This is a genomic window from Paraburkholderia agricolaris, from assembly GCF_009455635.1.
Classification (GTDB): domain Bacteria; phylum Pseudomonadota; class Gammaproteobacteria; order Burkholderiales; family Burkholderiaceae; genus Paraburkholderia; species Paraburkholderia agricolaris.
On record NZ_QPER01000001.1, the window covers coordinates 4,683,340 to 4,699,251 of the forward strand.

A 15,912-nucleotide genomic window follows, 5' to 3' on the forward strand; every position below is an offset into this window, starting at 1 on the left:
TCAGGCTTCTTCAACGCGGGTTTTTCAGCGAACGCCTGGGATTCGTGCGAGCCCCCGGGATGCGCCGGGCAGTTCTTTGTCGACCATCGCGATTACTTCTGGCCGCGCGTCTCTGGGATGACCGGAATGGAACGGCGGAGCGGGATCATATTCGATTACGAGTTGCGTGAATTCGGCGGCCTGTTGACCGCGCAGCTTCGCTGCAACGCGAAGTGCGAAATCGATGCCCGCTGTCACGCCGCCGCCGCTCATGAACCGGCCGTTGTCGTCTTCTACGAAGCGATCGGGAACGGGGATCGCGCCATATTCAGACAGCTTGTTGACGAAGGCCCAATGGCAGGCGCTTCGCTTACCTTTGAGAACGCCCGTTGCCGCAAGCACGAGCGATCCGTTGCAAACCGACGTAATATGTTTCGCGCTTTCCGCCAGGCGTCGGATCTGCGCTTGATACTCTGGGCGCATCGGCGCCGTCAAATCAGACCCGCCCGGAACCAGGATCAGGTCTGTCTTCTCGATATCGGCCAGTCGTTCAGTCTTGCCATACACGACCCCAAATTCGAGCGTCACGCTGCCCCCATTGAGGCTCGCATAGCGAACGTTGGTATTCGGTAGCCGGTGAAAAATCTCGCTGGGGCCGGCGAAATCGAGAAGCGTACCTCCGTCGTAATTGACGATCAAAATGTTCAGGGGCTCATTCGGGGCAAGTTCTCCCTCGGTGCCTCCCTGCGCAAGAGCAGGCGTGGCGCGGGCAAGCAGGCCTGCGCCTCCCAGGATGGCGCCGAGCGTGGCGACGCTTCCAAACCTGAGAACATCGCGGCGGGAATGGCCTGTTCTGGTGAGTTGCTCGCCGGCGGCGTTGTTTTCGCTACTGTCGGTCAAGATAATTTCTCCTAGCACTTCGGCCCTCTCTGCGAGCGCAGTCGGCTGGGCCAGATGGAAGAGCCACCACGACGAGAGGCGTGGCGGGCGTGTGATTAAGGTTTGGATGAGCCGCGATGACGTGTAGGGCTCTGGAATCGGGAACCGAAGACTTAAAGCTGCGAGGCGCCGCCATCGACAACCAGTTCGGTCCCGACGACGTAGGAGGATTCGTCGCTAGCGAGATAGAGTGCCGCGTAGGCAATGTCCTCGGCTTTGCCCATGTGGCCCACTGGAATAGCTTCGGCGAACTCGGCCTTACGGTCGCGAACCCACTCGTCGGACATGCCCCATTTGGTGATCAGAGGCGTGTTCATCGCGCCAGGAGCGATTGCGTTAAAGCGGATTTTGCGGTCGAGAAATTCGTAGGACCAGCTACGGGCAAGTGATCGCACGGCGGCCTTCGCCGCCGCAGTCAACGAGATGCCATGTTTTCCGGTCTGCGCGACGAACGATGTATTGAGGATGACTGAGGAACCCTCTCGCAAGTCCGGCAGTACCGCCTGAAGCGTGAACACCACGCCCTTGACGTTGACGTCCATGATCTCGTTATAAAGTTCTTCGTCGATGTCGCGGACTGCGGAAGGGAAAGCCCAACCCGCGTTGGCGAACACGATATCCAGGCCGCCGAACTTCTCTTTTACCTCCGCGGCAATCGCCCGCATGTCGTCGATCGAACGTACATCGCCTTTGAGAACGAGCGTATTCTCGCCAAGCTCGGCCTTCACGCGCTCAAACACGGTCTCGTCGCGGCCAGTCACCGCTACTCGCGCACCTTCTGCAATGAAGAGCCTGGCAGTCGCAAGACCGATCCCGCTGGTCCCGCCCGTGATCAAAGCTGACTTGTTTTTAAGCCTCATCTTTATGTTCCTTTCTCCGCTTCGTGATTGATCAAACCAAAGGTTAAAAGCGCAATCGCGCTTGTCCCGGCTTGATTTCGTGTGCAGATTATGGAACGCGACGTCAATGGCTCAAAGGTCGTATAACCCTCAAAAAACGTCACAACCTCATATGGGCTAAGTGTGCGGGTCGGGCGCAGTACGGAGGCATCGCCGCGCTGCTTCGGCGCGTGCCGCGCCAGGCGCTCGATGCGCGATCAGATCAGATTGGATGAGGTCAGGTTATGTGCCGGTCGACGCACCTGCCGTTCACAGCGGTTTTGCATCCGCCGCTACGTTCAAGGCTTCTGTAACAGCGCCTTCAAACTCGCGAGCCGGTCTTTCGGCGACATCGGCGCTTCTTCCGGCGTCGGCGGCGGCGCATCGTCGAGCAGCATCTCGGGGATGAAACGCGACGGCTCGCACACCACGGTTTCGCGCGCCCGCTTGCGCTTCTTGCACCAGTTCAGATGCAGACTGCGCTGAGCCCGCGTGATCGCGACGTACATCAAACGCCGCTCTTCCTCGATGCGCGCGTCGTCGATCGGTTCGTCATCGGGACCGCCACGGTGCGGCATGATGCCTTCTTCGACGCCCACCAGAAACACGTGCGGGTACTCCAGCCCTTTCGACGCGTGCACGGTCGAAAGCCGCACCGCGTCCGGATCTTCTTCGCGGCCTTCGAGCATCGACATCAGCGCCACGGTCTGAATCAGGCCGAGCAGATTCTTGCCGGTGTCGCCGAGGCCGTCGGCCGTGTCGTAGCCCGTGGCCTCGCTCTTCTCCGAACCTTCGGGCTCGGCCTTGGTGCCTTTGCGCTTCAGCCATTCCATGAACTCGAGCACGTTCTGCCACTTGGACTGCGCCTGACGCTCGTCGAACGCGTCGTACAGATAGGCTTCGTAGTGGATCGCGTCCATCAGTTCGTCGAGCAGCGGGCCGGCGGCATCCTTCTCGGCGCGGTCGGTGAGCCGCTGCATGAAGTCGCAGAACACCCGCATCGGTTCGATCTGACGCGGCGACAAGCGGGCTTCAATACCGCCCATATAAACCGCTTCGAATAGCGACACTTTTGCCTGACCCGCAAACGAGCCAAGCGCTTCGAGTGTCGTATTGCCGACACCGCGGCGCGGCGTGGTGATCGCGCGGATGAACGCGGGGTCGTCGTTTGCGTTGGCGATCAGGCGCAAATACGCGCAGATATCCTTGATCTCAGCTTTGTCGAAGAACGACTGCCCGCCCGACAGCACATACGGAATCCGCTCGCGACGCAGCACCTGTTCGAAGATGCGCGCCTGGAAGTTGCCGCGATACAGGATCGCGTAGTCGCGGAAATTCGCGCGCCGCTCGAACTTGTGCGCGGACAGGCGAAACACCACCGACTCGGCTTCGTGCTCTTCGTCGTTGCAAGGCGTGACGGTGATCGTGTCGCCCATGCCGTGTTCGGACCACAGCTTCTTCTCGAACAGCTTCGGGTTGTTCGCGATCACGTTGTTCGCTGCGGTGAGAATACGCACCGTCGAACGGTAGTTCTGCTCAAGCTTGATCAGATGCAGCTTTGGAAAATCCTTGCTGAGCTGACCGAGGTTTTCGAGCGTCGCGCCGCGCCAGCCGTAAATCGCCTGATCGTCGTCGCCGACCGCCGTGAACGCCGCGCGCTTGCCGGCCAACAGCTTCACCAGTTCGTACTGACACGCGTTGGTGTCCTGATACTCGTCGATCAGCAGATAGCGCAGCTTGTTCTGCCAGCGGTCGCGCACCTGCTCGTTCTTCTCGAAGAGTTCGGCGGGTAGACGGATCAGATCGTCGAAATCGACCGCCTGATAGGCGTGCAGCGTCGCCACGTAATTACGGTAGACGATCGCCGCCTGATGTTCATCTTCATTCGCGGCAATCGCGATCGCCTGCTCCGGCATGATCATGCCGTTCTTCCACAGCGAAATGATCGACTGGATCTTGCGGATGAAGCCCTTGTCCGTCGAGCCGACCTGCTCCTGAATCATGCCGAAGCAGTCGTCCGAATCCATGATCGAGAACTGCGGTTTCAAGCCGACGTGTTCCGCTTCCTGCCGCAGAATCTGCACGCCGAGCGAGTGGAAGGTACAGACCGTCAACTGGTTGACGGGCACTTTGCGGCCTTCCTTGCCGGGCGTGGTGAGCGTCTTGCCCTCGAGCAGCTTGCCCACGCGCTCGCGCATTTCCAACGCGGCCTTGTTCGTGAACGTGACGGCGGCGATATGGCGCGGCTCGAAACCCTTGGCCTCGATCAGGTGCGCGATTTTCTGCGTGATCACGCGCGTCTTGCCGCTGCCGGCGCCGGCGAGCACGAGACACGGACCGTCAAGATAACGGACCGCTTCATTTTGAGCGGGGTTCAGGCCTGCGGACATCGTCTGTGGATGGGTAATGCGGTTGAGGGCGCTTAGGTGCGGAATCGCGAGACCGAAGGCCCGGGGGCATGCTGCGCGGGGCCGGCGGCTGGACCAGCGCCGCTTGTGCCGCGGGGTTCCGGCTCGCCACGCTTGCGCGCGAGAGGAGCGATGTTAACACGGATAAATGACGCGGATGAATGTGGCAGACCAGAAATGGACGAGCAAAACCCACGCCGCGTCCGGCGCCCCGATGGCGGCTCCCACTCAATACCAAGGCCTTGCTTGTACGACCTGGTGACAGATATCCCTGACAGGCGCCTGCGGCAACGCTGACAGTCCGCCTTCGAGACATGCCACAATTACAGTGTTGCGCGCCGTCGCCGCGGTGGCAAAACGGCGCGCCGTTTCTGCAGGAAGACACGCATGTCCGCATCGCTGAAGATTGGATTGATGGGTTACGGTTTTGCTGGCGCGACCTTTCATGCGCCAGTGATCGAACACTGCGGGCGGGCGAGCGTCGCGGCCATCGCGACGAGTCACCCCGAGCGCGCGCAGGCCGATTACCCACACGCAAAGGTGGTGGCCGATCTCGACGCCCTGCTGGCGCTCGAGGAAATCGACTGTATCGTCATCGCGACGCCCAATGACACGCACTTCGACCTGGCGCGCCGCACGCTGGAAGCGGGCAAGCACGTGGTGGTGGACAAGCCGGTCACGCTAAGCGCCGCGGATGCCCACACGCTCGCCAACATCGCACTCGCCCGCAGCAAGCGCTTCGTGCCCTTTCATAACCGCCGCTGGGACGGTGATTTTCTGACCGTCCGGGATCTGCTGGCCAACAGGGAGTTAGGGCGCATCACGCAGTACGAATCGCATTTCGACCGTTTCCGGCCGGAAGTCAAGCAGCGTTGGCGCGAGGAAGCGTCGCGCGGCGGCGGCTTGCTGTTCGATCTCGGCCCGCACCTGATCGATCAGTCGTTGGCGTTGTTCGGCGCGCCGCAGACGGTGTTCGCGACGGTTCGCACGCACCGCGACCAGGCCAGCGCGCCAGACTACGTGCATATTCAACTCGGATACGGTGAGTTCGAGGTGGTATTGCATGCAAGCGCGTTGACTGCGCTGGCTGCGCCGAGATTTACGATTCACGGCACGCAGGGAAGCTACGTGAAGTACGGCCTCGATACGCAGGAAGATCAGTTGAAAGCAGGCCTGCGGCCTGGCGACGAAGGATTCGGTGCCGGCAATGCGGCAGGCGTGCTGCGCGTGCTCGAAGGCGGTCAGGAGGTGGAGCGGGAGGTGCCTACGCGCAATGGGGATTACGTCGGCTTCTATATTGCTTTGGCGGATGCCATCCAGAACGGCGTGAAATTTCCTGTCAGCGCTCAGGACGCGGTCGACGTGATGACGATCATCGAGCTTGCCGCCCGGAGTTCGGAAGAGGGAGTCCGGCTGCCGTTCGAACGTATTCGCTGACTTTTTTTGCGTACGTTACAGGGTACTTACAAGGCACTTGCCTGCCTTTCGGATTGTCCGGCGGTGGCACGCGAACACTGCCGCCGCCCGGCGCGAAACTCCTGACAATCCCGAAAGGAACATAACGTTACAAATAACCCCCTCTTTGCGGTCAGCGTAAATCGCCGGCAATCCGTTGCTACCCCAGTAGCACCTACACAAAACGACAACGACTTCCGGAGAGTCCATGCCCCGTATCGCCCGCGCAGTAGCAGCATGCGCATTGCTCAGCTCTCTCGCCGCCTGCGTGGTGGCGCCCCAGCAACCCGCGCCGGCGCCGCGCCCCAACCCGCAGCAGATTGCGGATGAGCGCCTCCATCAAGTCAATGGCCGCATCGACAACCTGAGCCGTCGTATTGACGCTCACGTCAACCAAGGCTATTACCCGCCCCCGCAAGGCGGCGCATTGCACCACCGTCTCGACGTGATCCGCCAGGAAGCGCACGATATGGCGGCGCAACACGGCGGCGGTCTGTCCGGCGACGAACAGCGCGTGTTGAACCAGGAACTGGACAACGCGGCACACGCCATCGGCGAATAAATCGGCGAATAATCGCGCCAGTTCAGGCACCGAAGCAAAGAAGCGCGGGCATTGCGTCCCGCGCTTTTTTTGACCTCAGCAAGCCCGCTGAGCCGCCCACCTTGCCCGTTGCGGGCCTTTATTTGACAAGCCCCCGGCCCTCGCGTACATTCGCCGCACGCGTCGGGAGAGCGTGCTGGCCGCAGAAAATCGCAGGCCGCACCGCCGAAGGGGCACACCCACAAACTCTCAGGCAAAAGGACCGGCCGCGTCGAGAAACCCGCGTTATAGCAACGTCAACGCATCGGTTTTTCGCACTCTGGAGAGCGGCAGTAGCCGTCTGCATCGTTTATAGCGGTGCAGATTCCGGCAAGCTGCCCACCGAAGGGGCGCGCGTTTCACCGTAGCGATCACGGCTTCACATCGCACGGCAGCGCAATCTCTCAGGTATCGAGGACAGAGGGGTCATGCAACGCAAATCGCTCGCAGCCGGCAGGCCGCGAGGCGTAGCGCCGCATGGCCTTTTTTGTTTCGCGAGACGCCTGAGGCCCCATGACCGAACTCAAACACACCCCGCTCAACGCCACCCATCGTGCGCTCAACGCCCGCATGGTCGATTTCGGCGGCTGGGACATGCCTGTCAATTACGGCTCGCAGATCGACGAACACCGCGCCGTGCGTACCGACGCCGGCATGTTCGACGTCTCGCACATGTGCGTCGTCGATTTCACTGGCGAGCGTGTACGCGCCTTCTTCGAATACGCGCTGGCCAACAACGTCGCCAAGCTGCAAACGCCGGGCCGCGCGCTCTACTCCTGTCTGCTGAACCCGAACGGCGGCGTGATCGACGATCTGATCGTTTATTACTTCGGCGAAGATCACTTCCGCGTGGTCGTCAACGCCGGCACCGCCGATAAAGACATTGCGTGGTTCGGCCAGCTCAACGCCGAAGGCGGCTTTGGCCTGACCATCACGCCGCGCCGCGACTACGCGATCGTCGCCGTGCAAGGCCCGAACGCCCGCGAAAAAGTCTGGCAAACCATACCGGCCGCGCGCGCCGCCACGGAAAACCTGAAACCCTTCAACGCCGCGCGCGTCGACGCTACGCCGTTCGGCGAACTCACCGTCGCCCGCACCGGCTACACCGGCGAAGACGGCTTTGAAATCATCGTCCCGGCGGACCACGTCGCAGCGTTGTGGAACGCGCTGCAGGCACAAGGCGTGCGCCCCGCAGGTCTTGGCGCACGAGACACGCTGCGCCTCGAAGCCGGCATGAACCTGTACGGCCAGGACATGGACGACAACGTCTCGCCGCTCGACGCCGGCCTCGCCTGGACCGTCGATCTGAGCTCGCCGCGCGACTTCATCGGCAAGGGCAAGCTCGAAGCCAACGGCTCGCAAGCCGCGTTCGTCGGTCTGATCCTGCTGAAGGAAAACGGCAAGGCGGCAGGCGTGCTGCGTGCTCATCAGCAAGTCGTCACGCCCCAAGGCGAAGGCGAAATCACCAGCGGCACTTTTTCCCCCACCATGCAGGAATCGATCGCTTTTGCGCGCGTGCCGAAAGGCGTGCAGCCGGGCGACACCGTTCACGTCCAGATTCGTGACAAAAACGTCCCTGCAAGCGTGGTAAAACTGCCGTTCGTGCGCAACGGCAAGGTGCTCGCAGTTTAAGCAGCCGGCGCGTGCGTCACCACTTTGAAACACTACCAAATCACACCGCATAGGAGCATCCGATGAGCATCCCGGCCGATCTGAAATACACCGAATCGCACGAGTGGGTCCGCACCGAAGCGGACGGCACGCTGACGGTCGGCATCACCGACCACGCGCAGGAAGCGCTCGGCGACATCGTCTTCTTCGAAGTCCAGGAACTGGGCAAGACCGTCGACGCGGGCGACACCGTCGCCGTGATCGAGTCGGTGAAAGCCGCTTCCGATATCTACGCTCCGGTCGCGGGCGAGATCATCGAGGCGAACCCGGCTGTTGCCGATACGCCGGACGGCGTCAACAGCGCGCCGTACGAAAACTGGCTCTTCAAGATCAAGCCGGCTGCGGGCGCATCGCTGGACCGCCTGATTGACGCGGACGCTTACTCGAAGTCGATCGGCGCCTGATTCACCGTACGTTGCACCATTACGTTTAAACCCGACAGGCGCGGCGCGTCCGATTCAACCATCGAACGGACGCCCGCACCGGCAGGAACACCTCATGAAGCTCGAACATCCGGATCGTCTGATGAACCGCACTCCTCTCTCGCTCGCCGCGCTCGAAGTGCATGACGCCTTCGCAGAACGGCACATCGGCCCGGATTCGGCCGACCAGCAGGCGATGCTTGAAGCCCTCGGCTTCGCGTCGCGCGCCGCGCTGATCGACGCCGTCATTCCGAAGACGATCCGCCGGGCCGAAACGCTGCCGCTCGGCCCCTTCGTGCAACCGAAGAGCGAAGCGGAAGCGCTCGCCGCGCTGCGCGAACTCGCGGACAAGAACCAGGTGTTCCGCTCGTACATCGGGCAAGGCTATTACAACGCGCACACGCCGGCGGTGATCCTGCGTAATGTGCTCGAAAATCCGGCGTGGTACACCGCGTACACGCCGTATCAGCCGGAAATCTCGCAGGGCCGTCTGGAAGCGCTGCTGAACTTCCAGCAGATGATCGTCGACCTGACGGGTCTGGCGATTTCGAACGCGTCGCTGCTCGACGAAGCCACCGCCGCTGCCGAAGCGATGACGCTGCTGCAACGCGTCGGCAAGCCGAAGTCGAATGTGTTTTATGTCGCCGACGACGTGCTGCCGCAAACCATCGAAGTGGTGAAAACGCGCGCCACGCCGGTCGGCATCGAAGTGAAAGTGGGCCCGGCCGCGGACGCCGCAAACGCGAATGCGTTCGGCGTGCTGCTGCAATATCCGGGTGTCAACGGCGACGTGCGCGACTACCGCGCACTCGCTGACGCGATCCACGCAGCGGGCGGCCACGTGGTGGTCGCCGCCGATCTGCTCGCACTGACCGTTCTGACGCCGCCGGGTGAATGGGGCGCGGACGTGGCCGTCGGCAACACGCAGCGTTTCGGCGTGCCGGTCGGTTTCGGCGGCCCGCACGCGGCTTACCTCGCCGTACGCGACGAATTCAAGCGCCAGATGCCGGGCCGTCTCGTCGGCGTGACGGTCGACGCGCAAGGCAATCCGGCATTGCGTCTCGCGCTGCAAACGCGTGAACAACATATCCGCCGCGAAAAAGCGACCTCGAACGTGTGCACCGCGCAAGCGCTGCTCGCGATCATGGCCAGCATGTACGCGGTTTATCACGGACCGCACGGTCTGAAAACGATCGCACTGCGAGTGAACCGTATCGCTGCGCTGCTCGCCGAAGGCGCGAAGCAACTCGGCTACCCGCTGGTCAACGAAACCTTCTTCGACACGCTGACGTTCGAAAGCGGCGCGCGTACCCAGGCGCTGCACGACGCCGCCAAAGCCCGGCGCATCAACCTGCGCCGCGTGAGCGACACGCAAGTCGGCCTGTCGGTCGACGAAACCACGACGCGCCATGATCTGGCCGATCTGCTCGCCGCGTTCGCGGAAGCCGCGGGCGCGAAAGACGTGCCGCAAGTCGATGCGCTCGACGCAGCGATCGCCGCGTCGAACACCGCGTCGGTGCCGGCCGCGCTGGAACGCACCAGCGCGTACCTCACGCACCACGTGTTCAACCGTCATCATTCTGAAACGGAAATGCTGCGCTATCTGCGCAGCCTGTCGGACAAGGATCTCGCGCTCGACCGCTCGATGATTCCGCTCGGCTCGTGCACGATGAAGCTGAATGCGACCTCGGAAATGCTGCCGGTCACGTGGCCCGAATTCGGCCAGATCCATCCGTTCGCACCGGCCGAGCAAACCGTCGGCTACCGCGAAATGATCGACCAGCTCGAAGAAATGCTGGTTGCGGCAACGGGTTACGCCGCCGTGTCGCTGCAACCGAATGCCGGCTCGCAAGGCGAGTACGCGGGTCTGCTGATCATCCATGCATACCACGCATCGCGCGGCGAAGCGCATCGCAACGTTTGCCTGATTCCCGCTTCGGCGCACGGCACGAACCCGGCGTCGGCACAAATGGCCGGCATGCAAGTGGTCGTGGTGGCTTGCGACGCGCAAGGCAACGTCGATATCGAAGACCTGAAGAAGAAAGCCGATCAACACGCTGAGAAGCTCGCGGCGATCATGATCACGTATCCGTCCACGCACGGCGTGTTCGAGGCGAACGTCCGCGAAATCTGCGAGATCGTGCATGCGCACGGCGGCCAGGTGTATGTGGATGGCGCGAACATGAACGCGATGGTCGGCCTGTGCGCGCCGGGCCAGTTCGGCGGCGACGTCTCGCACCTGAACCTGCACAAGACCTTCTGTATTCCGCACGGCGGCGGCGGACCGGGCGTCGGTCCGGTCGCGGTCGGCGCGCATCTCGCGCAATTCCTGCCGAACCAGATTGCGACGGGCTACGAGCGCGCGCCGAACGGTATCGGCGCGGTGTCGGGTGCACCGTACGGTTCCGCATCGATCCTGCCGATTTCGTGGATGTACATCGCGATGATGGGCGCGAAGAACCTCACCGCAGCCACCGAAACCGCGATCCTGAACGCCAACTACGTCGCGAATAAACTCGCGCCGCATTATCCGGTGCTGTATTCGGGCCCGGGCGGACTGGTCGCGCACGAGTGCATTCTCGATCTGCGTCCGATCAAGGAAACCAGTGGCATCACCGTCGACGACGTCGCCAAGCGTCTCGCCGACTACGGCTTCCACGCACCGACCATGAGCTTCCCGGTGCCAGGCACGCTGATGGTCGAGCCGACCGAATCGGAATCGAAGGAAGAACTGGACCGCTTCATCGAAGCGATGATCGCGATCCGCGACGAAATTCGCGCCGTCGAAGAAGGCCGCTCGGACCGCGAAGACAATCCGCTCAAGCATGCGCCGCACACCGCAGCGGTGGTCATCGCAAACGAATGGAAGCACGCGTATGCGCGTGAAACCGCTGCCTATCCGCTGCCCACACTGATCGCGAAGAAGTACTGGCCGCCGGTCGGCCGGGCGGACAACGTGTATGGCGACCGCAATCTGTTCTGCTCCTGCGTGCCGATCGCCGACTACGAGTAAGCGTGTCCGCTAACCGCGCATCGCCCTGAAGGTTGTAAGCAGGCGTTGCGCGGTTCTGTCGCTTGGGTCCGCAAACGGCTAACATCTCACACCGAATCAGCCTAACGAGGAGTTTCGCATGGCGCGAAAGGTGCGATTGATGCAAAGCCGGACCGAAGCAACGCGAGCCCAGACATGGCAACAGGCTTGCACCTTGCTGCTGGCGAGCGCGGCGGTGCTGCTGCCGCTGCGGCAGGCGCAGGCCGCGATGAATTTTTGTGCAGCCCCCGCGCTGCAAACCAGCGAGCGCACGAATGCCGATCCGGGCGTCAAAGCGCTGGTGAGCAATGTGCAGGCGCATCTGAACGAGCCGCCGCATGCGGTGGCGAAACTGCATACCGAAGGCACGCTGCCGCACGAGGGCATCTACGATCAAAGCGTCGAGGCGGAGAAGGATCTGGATCTGCTGCGCGACGCCGCGCTCGCCTGGCGTGCGACCAGTGACGACCGTTATCTGAAACTGGTCGACCGCTTGCTGTATGCGTGGGTCACGACGTATCAACCCAGTTTCAATCCGATCGACGAAACCCATTTCGAAGGCCTGATCCTCGCCTACGACATGACCGCAAGCGCGTTGCCGGTGAAAACACGCAATGCATCGATGGCGTTCCTGACGAAGTTTGCGAGCGGCTACATCGCGCAAATCGACGCGCAGCCGCGGCCGCTCAAGGGCACGTTCCGGAATAACTGGCAAAGCCACCGGGTCAAACTGATTGCGATGGCCGCGTTCACGCTGGACAACCGCAAGATGATCAACGCGGCGCAGCGCCTGTTCGACGAGCATATCGGCGACAACATCGCACCGGACGGTTCAACCGTGGACTTCGCCGAGCGCGATGCACTGCACTACGTCACATACGACCTGCAGCCGCTCGTGACCGCCGCACTTGCCGCGCGCCGCCACAACCGCAACTGGTTGCCGGAGAAGGGGGCGAATGGCGCGTCGCTGGCCGCCGCGCTGAACTGGCTCACGCCGTATGCGGACGGCAGCAAGACGCATGAAGAATTCGTGCATTCGAGCGTTGCGTTCGATGCCAAACGTCGCGAAGCCGGTTTGCCCGGCTATTCGGGTCAATGGGATCCGAAAAACGCGACGGAGCTGTATCACCTGGCGGCGCGTCTGGACGGACGCTATACGCCGATCGCGCTGCAGCTCGCACCGACGCCGCCCGCGTGGCTCGCCGTGTGCTTACCGCTGCCGGCGCGCTAAACTTACTTTTATCAGCAGGAGCAGTAAATGGCAGTCAGCGTGTTTGATCTCTTCAAAATCGGCATTGGTCCGTCCAGTTCGCATACGGTCGGGCCGATGCGTGCGGCGCTGATGTTCGCGCAAGGGCTCGAACGCGACGGGCTGCTGGCTGCGACTGCCTCTGTGAAGGTGGACCTGTACGGATCGCTCGGCGCGACCGGCAAGGGGCACGGCACCGATCGCGGCGTGATGCTTGGCCTGATGGGCGACGCCCCCGACACAGTCGATCCCGACACCATCGCGCAACGGCTGGAAGCGGTGAAGAACTCGCGCAAGCTGGCCTTGCTCGGCACGCACGAGGTGCCGTTCGTACAAAAAGATCACATTTCGTTTTATCGCCAGGCACTGGCCGAGCATCCGAACGGCCTGAAACTGCGTGCGTTCGATGTGCAGGGCGAGACGCTGCGCAAATCGACGTATTTGTCGGTGGGCGGTGGTTTTGTGGTGACGGCAGGCGCGCCGAACACGAAGGTGCTGAGCGCCGTCGAACAGTTGCCGCATTCGTTCCGTAGCGGCAACGAACTGCTCGCGTTATGCAAATCGACCGGCAAGAGCATCGCGCAATTGATGTGGGACAACGAGCGCGTCTGGCATACGGAAGAGGAGACGCGGGCGGGCCTGCTGAAAATCTGGGGCGTGATGCAGTCGTGCGTGTCGCGTGGTTGCGGCATCAACAATCCGGATGCGGACGGCAACTTGCCCGGTCCGTTCCAGGTCAAGCGCCGGGCGCCGCAGTTGTATCGCGCGTTGGCGGGTCATCCTGAACTGGCGCTGCGCGATCCGCTGTCGATGGTCGACTGGATCAATCTCTACGCCATCGCCGTGAATGAAGAAAACGCTGCCGGTGGCCGCGTGGTGACGGCGCCGACCAACGGCGCGGCCGGCATCATTCCGGCGGTACTGCATTACTACACGCGCTTCATGCCGGGTTCGAACGAGCAGGGCGTGGTCGACTTCCTGATGACGGCGGCGGCAATCGGCATTCTGTACAAGCTGAACGCGTCGATTTCCGGCGCGGAAGTAGGCTGCCAGGGCGAAGTGGGCGTGGCCTGTTCGATGGCCGCCGGCGGGCTCGCAGCAGTGATGGGCGGGACGCCGGAGCAAGTCGAGAATGCGGCCGAAATCGGCATGGAGCATAACCTCGGGCTGACGTGCGATCCGGTCGGCGGCATGGTGCAGATTCCGTGTATCGAGCGCAATGCGATGGGCTCGGTGAAAGCCGTGAATGCCGCACGCATGGCACTGCGCGGTGACGGCACCCATTACGTGTCGCTGGACTCGGTCATCAAGACGATGATGCAGACTGGCGCCGATATGAAGACGAAGTACAAGGAAACGTCGCGCGGTGGGCTGGCGGTGAATATTGTGGAGTGTTGAGGCAGCGGGGCATGCGGTTGCGCTGCGCCGTGACATCGGACACGCGCTCGGCGTAAGCTGTCGGTGCGCCCATCGGCGTTGATAGACAACCCGATGCGGCAAGCACCCGCCTGCACTGATCGCACCCATCGTCACGCCTGGAGGCTTCATCGCAATGCCGCTTGCTTCTGAATCTTCTTCCACTACCCAAACCACTGGTGCGCGTCTCGTCGTCGACGCCTTGCTGACGCATGGCGTCGAGCGTGTTTTTTGCGTCCCCGGCGAGAGCTTTCTCGCCGTGCTCGATTCGCTGCACGACGAAACAGATCACATCCAGACCATCGTCTGCCGGCACGAAGCGGCGGCCGCGAACATGGCCGAAGCAGTCGGCAAGTTGACCGGACGCCCCGGCGTCGCGATCGTCACGCGCGGACCGGGCGCGACGCATGCATCGATTGGCGTGCACACCGCGTTTCAGGACTCCACGCCGATGATCCTGCTGATCGGCCAATGCGCGCGCGAACATCTCGACCGCGAGGCCTTCCAGGAAATCGACTATCGGCGCATGTTTGGGCAAATGGCCAAATGGGTCGCGCAAATCGACGATCCGAAGCGCATTCCCGAATATCTGAGCCATGCGTTTCACACGGCGACGTCGGGGCGCCCGGGTCCAGTCGTGTTGTCGTTGCCGGAAGATGTGTTGAGCGACGCATGCGAAGCGGTGGCTGGCGCGCCCAGATACAAGCGCGTGGCGGCCTCGCCGTCCGCGGCTCAGATGGACGAGTTGCGTCGCTTGCTGGAAGTCGCGCAACGGCCGATGGTCATTGCCGGCGGCAGCGGTTGGACGCCGGACGCATGTGCCGACCTGCGGCGCTTCGTCGAGAATTGGCAATTGCCGATTGGCCTCGCGTTCCGCTTCCAGGACACGCTCGACAACGAGCATCCGAACTATGCGGGCGATGTCGGCCTTGGTATCAATCCGGCGCTTGCTCAACGCATCCGCGACGCGGACCTGCTGCTCACGCTCGGCCCGCGTTTGGGCGAAGCAACCACGAATGGCTACACGCTGCTCGACATTCCGAAAACGAAGCAGACGCTGGTGCATGTGCATCAGGGCGCCGAGGAATTGGGCCGGGTCTATGCCGCGGACTTGCCGATCGTCTCCGGCATGCCGGAACTTGCGGCATTGCTTGCCGCGCTAAAACCATCCACCGAGAAACCCGCATGGAGCGGCGCCGCAGAAGAAGCCCATCGTGCGTATCTCGACTGGCGCAAACCACGTCAGATTCCTGGCGATGTACAGATGGGTGAAGTGATCCAGCAGTTGCGCGCGCATCTGCCGGAAGACGCGATCCTCACCAACGGTGCGGGCAACTACGCAACGTGGTTGCATCGGCATTTTTCGTATCGGCATTTCCGCTCGCAGCTAGCACCGACCAGCGGTGCGATGGGTTACGGCGTGCCGGCGGCGATCGCGGCGAAATCGCTTTATCCGCAACGCGCGGTAGTCGCATTAGCCGGCGACGGTTGTTTCATGATGGCGGCGCAAGAACTTGCGACGGCGATGCAATACGATCTGCACGTGATCTTCATCGTGGTGAACAACAACCACTTCGGCACGATCCGGATGCATCAGGAGCGGCATTATCCGAACCGCGTACACGGCACCGGTCTCACGAATCCTGACTTTGCGGCATTTGCAAAATCGTTCGGCGCGCACGGCGAGACAGTGGAGCGGACCGAGGATTTTCTGCCGGCACTCCAGCGCGCGATGGAAGCAAACCGCGCGGCAGTGATCGAGATCCGCATGCCGCAGGAGGCGAGTACGCCGGGCGCGACGTTAGAACAGATTCGCGAGCAGGGGAGGAAACTGCGCGCGTCGGATTCGTAGACTCGCGCCGATGGCCCAAAGGAATGCGCGCC

General features: G+C 62.3%; 11 protein-coding genes and 2 riboswitches. Of the genes, 8 read left to right on the plus strand and 3 right to left on the minus strand.

What is annotated here, in order from left to right; all coding sequences use genetic code 11:
* Positions 1-24: 24 nt before the first annotated feature.
* The 3 genes from GH665_RS20735 to GH665_RS20745 form a co-directional block, all read right to left on the minus strand.
* On the minus strand, positions 25-879 hold the full coding sequence (locus GH665_RS20735; protein WP_153137959.1) for a DJ-1/PfpI family protein: 855 nt from the start codon (positions 877-879) through the stop codon (positions 25-27).
* 152 nt (positions 880-1,031) lie between these two features.
* The gene (locus GH665_RS20740; RefSeq protein ID WP_153137961.1) at positions 1,032-1,778 is read right to left on the minus strand and encodes an SDR family oxidoreductase; all 747 of its coding nucleotides are present in this window, start codon (positions 1,776-1,778) and stop codon (positions 1,032-1,034) included.
* 317 nt (positions 1,779-2,095) lie between these two features.
* Complete coding sequence (locus GH665_RS20745) at positions 2,096-4,186, minus strand: UvrD-helicase domain-containing protein (RefSeq protein WP_153137962.1); 2,091 nt, start codon at positions 4,184-4,186, stop codon at positions 2,096-2,098.
* A gap of 405 nt (positions 4,187-4,591) precedes the next feature.
* On the opposite strand from GH665_RS20745, the gene GH665_RS20750 reads away from it, so the two are divergent.
* From GH665_RS20750 to GH665_RS20785, 8 genes are all read left to right on the plus strand, one after another.
* Positions 4,592-5,641 (plus strand): oxidoreductase, encoded by a 1,050-nt coding sequence (locus GH665_RS20750; RefSeq protein WP_153137964.1) that lies wholly within the window; start codon positions 4,592-4,594, stop codon positions 5,639-5,641.
* A gap of 226 nt (positions 5,642-5,867) precedes the next feature.
* Positions 5,868-6,221 carry a hypothetical protein gene (locus GH665_RS20755; protein WP_074281828.1) on the plus strand — a complete coding sequence of 118 codons (354 nt, stop codon included), beginning with the start codon at positions 5,868-5,870 and terminating at the stop codon, positions 6,219-6,221.
* A 153-nt stretch (positions 6,222-6,374) separates the two neighbouring features.
* A riboswitch (glycine riboswitch) is annotated at positions 6,375-6,476 on the plus strand.
* Positions 6,477-6,509: 33 nt separating this feature from the next.
* Positions 6,510-6,670, plus strand: a riboswitch (glycine riboswitch).
* 82 nt (positions 6,671-6,752) lie between these two features.
* A complete protein-coding gene (gcvT, locus tag GH665_RS20760; protein ID WP_153137967.1) occupies positions 6,753-7,871 on the plus strand; it encodes a glycine cleavage system aminomethyltransferase GcvT in 1,119 nt (372 codons plus the stop codon).
* A 62-nt stretch (positions 7,872-7,933) separates the two neighbouring features.
* Entirely contained in the window at positions 7,934-8,314 is a 381-nt protein-coding gene (gcvH, locus tag GH665_RS20765; protein ID WP_028198453.1) for a glycine cleavage system protein GcvH, read from the plus strand.
* A gap of 94 nt (positions 8,315-8,408) precedes the next feature.
* Positions 8,409-11,345 (plus strand): aminomethyl-transferring glycine dehydrogenase, encoded by a 2,937-nt coding sequence (gene gcvP / locus GH665_RS20770; protein ID WP_153137969.1) that lies wholly within the window; start codon positions 8,409-8,411, stop codon positions 11,343-11,345.
* 118 nt (positions 11,346-11,463) lie between these two features.
* A complete protein-coding gene (locus GH665_RS20775) occupies positions 11,464-12,594 on the plus strand; it encodes an alginate lyase family protein (protein WP_153137971.1) in 1,131 nt (376 codons plus the stop codon).
* A gap of 27 nt (positions 12,595-12,621) precedes the next feature.
* A complete protein-coding gene (locus GH665_RS20780; protein WP_153137973.1) occupies positions 12,622-14,010 on the plus strand; it encodes an L-serine ammonia-lyase in 1,389 nt (462 codons plus the stop codon).
* Between the two features lie 154 nt (positions 14,011-14,164).
* Positions 14,165-15,880 carry a thiamine pyrophosphate-binding protein gene (locus GH665_RS20785; protein ID WP_153137975.1) on the plus strand — a complete coding sequence of 572 codons (1,716 nt, stop codon included), beginning with the start codon at positions 14,165-14,167 and terminating at the stop codon, positions 15,878-15,880.
* The last annotated feature ends 32 nt before the right edge of the window (positions 15,881-15,912 follow it).